Below are 2,647 nucleotides of genomic sequence, written 5' to 3'. Positions count from 1 at the left end.
GGTACTGGCTTTTCTTGATCACCGGCTGCGATTGGGTCTGGCAAAGCGGTCTTTCCGACGCGGTTTTCCGTGCGATCAGCAGCCGGTGCATCCGGGCTACCATCTTGGTTGCAACCACCTGGCTTGCCATCACCCCGCCAACATGGGCCGCGACATCGCCCTGGATAGGGTAGATCGAACCGCCGCAGCCGGTGCACCAGAACAGCGCATCCATCGGCAAGTTGCCGGACGACGCCTTTGTGCAATCCGCAGCGCAGGCCGCCTGGGCAATCGGATTGGCAAACAGGATTGCCTCCGGATTGATCAGGTTGTTCAGTTCCGCGTCCTGCCAGAGCGGGTCAATTTCCGAGATATAGGCGACATCGAATTGCGCGCTTTGCTGGCAGAGGCCATCGACCACCACACCAAGCCAGGAAATCAGCGGATAGAAGTAATAATGTGCCTGCCAGCGCGACCCGGTGCTGCCGCCGCTTTGCTGGGTAGCAGAGGATTTACCGAGTGACAGCAGCCCGAAATCCATGTCAAAGCCCATGTTCACGAAGCAACCGGGTTCATTTGCTACATCGACCAGCCGGGCCGGTTCCCAAAGACCGATGGACAGGCCAAGCCGGGGCGGCACACCCGGACAGACGCAGAGCGGAAAGGTCTGGTTTCTCGTGTCCGGGCGGCTGGCGCCGAAGCTCAGGCTCAGGCCGCCGATTGAGATAGGAAAGATGCAGTCCCAGCAAACTTCCGTGATGGGGTTCAGAAACCGCTTGTTGCAGATTGCTGCCGCTTGGGTTGCGGCGAGGCCGAAGGCAAAGGCCAGGATCAGAGCGCGCAGGTTCATTGCAGCACCTCCCCGCCCTTGCCGAGCGCGATTTCTTCCACCTGCATGACGGGATCCGCGCGCTGCACCACGGCAGGCACATTGCGGATACCGAAGCGCTTCACCAGCACAGCATCTTGGTCGAAGTAGAACCGGCGGCCATGCTCGCGCATCAGACCCAGCGGATCACCGTTCACCAGCACCAGAAGCGTGTCCAACTCGCCGCCATCCGCCAGCGCAAAGGCCACCTGGTCGGGATCGTCGCCGTCAAGCAGGACGATGCGCTTTTCAAAGCGGGAATAGGCCAACGGGTTCACAACCGTGCCAGCGCGGGCGAAGACCCGGCCCTGATGGTCCGCCAGATCCTCTTTCAGGGTGATCGACATATCGACCTCCCAAACCGCATATTCCTCTGCCTTCCCGAGCCCCTGAACCGGACGCGGCCGGTTCACATAGGCCCGTGTGGTGTCCTGCATTTCCTGCCGCATCTGATCCAGCTCGCCAGCCGCTTCCATTTCCAGGAGCCGGGTCTTGATCGTGTCCAGCAGAGAGGGTTCAGCCACCTCGAACAAAGGGCCGTGGGTGCCGAGATCCTTGGCCGCCCCCTGCCCTGCGGCGGCAGCGAGAACCAGAACAGCAGCTTGAAGACAGCGGCGGTGATGTTTCATTTCCAGCGCTCCGCAAGGTCAGTCCAATGGGGGAAAGGGATTTCAAATCCTGCGGCGACGACTTCCGCCACCGGCCGCGGGCCGATCACTGAATACCGGCTGTCCAGGCTGTCTGGGCTGTCTCCAAACACGGCAATCATGCCGTCCGGCACCACATCGCCCTGCCAGAGCGGTGCAACAAGCGCGCCGTTCTTCAGCTGCCCCTCGACACAGGTGCCATTGATGCAGAGGCTATTGCCCGAGCGGCGGACCGGATCGCCGGCAACCCCGGCAATCCGCTTGGTCAGATAAAGCTCATGCCCGCCGAACTTTCCCTCCAGAACCTCCGGCATTTCAACCGCGACGATGGCACCCGGCCGCAAGATCAGCGGCCAGGTCACCATTGCGTAGGCATTGCCTTTCAGGCTGCTGGTTGAATTTACAACCAGACGCCCGCAGGCAAGCCCGTAGTAACCGGCCGCCGCCACAGCCAAGGCAGGCAGGATTAAAACCAGCTTAGAACGCCGCATCACTCAGCACCTTTTCCATGATGATGCCGGTGATGTCAGCGGCCTGAAGGCCCGCAGCCGACAGCACCGCGCCCTTACGGACGACAACCTGCCCGGTCTGACTGGAAAGCCGGTCAATCTCCAACTGAACGGCCTGCTGGAATGCTGGCAGGGTGTCCCCGAATTGCTCGTCCGGCACCCGGCCATTCGACCAGACCACGAACATGGTCAGGCTTCTTTCCGGATCGAAAACCGCAACCGCAGGAGGCTCATCATCCGGCAACAGCAGGAACACAAACACAGCGGCCTGGGCCAGAGCCACAATACCAAGCGCAATGAGGGTCTTCTTCTGCCAGCTCATGCCACTTCCCCCCGCTCAACAAGGGTTTTGATGGCTTCCACTGTGCTCATGCCCTGGGCTTTGTAGTGGTTCATCCGTTCGACCGTGGAGCCTTTGGAAGAGAACACCGCCAGCGAAAACGGATCGAGCAGCAGACGCCCGTAGGCAAAACCCTCAGGCATCTGAATTGCGAGTTCGGAGAACCGGCCCGGAACAGAAGTCAGCGACTTCAGGAGCATTTTCACCGGCGGGTCGATGCTCTGCAGCGCGTCGATGCTCTCCGGTTTCTGGGCCAGGAAGATCCGGAAGTCCGAGTTTTCCAGGCAGACGCTGGCGGCGGGGT

At 61.1% G+C, this 2,647-nt stretch carries 4 protein-coding genes and 1 pseudogene; all 5 read right to left on the bottom strand.

What is annotated here, in order from left to right:
• Window positions 1-829: TraU family protein (locus VOI29_RS23960; protein ID WP_323784339.1), on the bottom strand; the 829-nt coding region annotated here is incomplete at its 3' end.
• A complete protein-coding gene (gene traW, locus VOI29_RS23955; protein WP_141889245.1) occupies window positions 826-1,476 on the bottom strand; it encodes a type-F conjugative transfer system protein TraW in 651 nt (216 codons plus the stop codon). The genes VOI29_RS23960 and traW, both read right to left, overlap by 4 nt.
• On the bottom strand, window positions 1,473-1,985 hold the full coding sequence (locus tag VOI29_RS23950) for a S26 family signal peptidase (RefSeq protein WP_141889246.1): 513 nt from the start codon (window positions 1,983-1,985) through the stop codon (window positions 1,473-1,475). The genes traW and VOI29_RS23950 overlap by 4 nt, the downstream gene beginning before the upstream one ends.
• Window positions 1,972-2,325, bottom strand: coding sequence for a TrbI F-type domain-containing protein (locus VOI29_RS23945; protein WP_141889247.1), 354 nt, complete (start codon window positions 2,323-2,325; stop codon window positions 1,972-1,974). Before VOI29_RS23945 ends, VOI29_RS23950 begins: the two co-directional genes overlap by 14 nt.
• Window positions 2,322-2,647, bottom strand: a pseudogene (locus VOI29_RS23940) (conjugal transfer protein TraC); the annotation flags it as partial. The gene VOI29_RS23945 and the pseudogene VOI29_RS23940, both read right to left, overlap by 4 nt.

It is taken from the genome of Leisingera sp. (genome assembly GCF_034669605.1).
In the GTDB taxonomy this organism is placed as follows: Bacteria; Pseudomonadota; Alphaproteobacteria; order Rhodobacterales; family Rhodobacteraceae; genus Leisingera.
The sequence above is the reverse complement of the archived record's forward strand: the minus strand, read 5'-3'. Positions and strand labels throughout refer to the sequence as shown.